This is a genomic window from Photobacterium sp. R1, assembly GCF_054600795.1.
The window spans coordinates 1-279 of record NZ_BAAHZP010000473.1 but is presented as its reverse complement, the minus strand read 5'-3'; the positions used below and the strand labels follow the sequence as shown (position 1 = coordinate 279).

Genomic DNA, 279 nt, shown 5'->3' with positions numbered 1-279 from the left:
GTTGAGAAGCACGGTGAATCTACAGCGCTGGATTCTGCGATCCTCATTCGTACGGCTGAAATCGGTCAGCAAGGTGAAGTAGAAATCACAGCAGGGGCGACCATTGTCAGAGATTCAATCCCGGTTAATGAAACGAACGAAACTCGCAGTAAAGCAGCTTCTTTGTATCATGCAATGTTTGGTGCAGAACAACGTTCGGGAGTCAAACAAGAACGGAACTCACCAGATAAGCAAGCAACTTTGCTGAATGATATCCCGGGGGTTCAGGAGCTATTAGCA

General features: G+C 47.3%; 1 protein-coding gene. It reads left to right on the top strand.

Going from position 1 to position 279, the window contains the following annotated elements; all coding sequences use genetic code 11:
• On the top strand, positions 1-279 hold a 279-nt coding region (locus ACYP03_RS25910; protein ID WP_459782661.1), incomplete at both ends, for a chorismate-binding protein.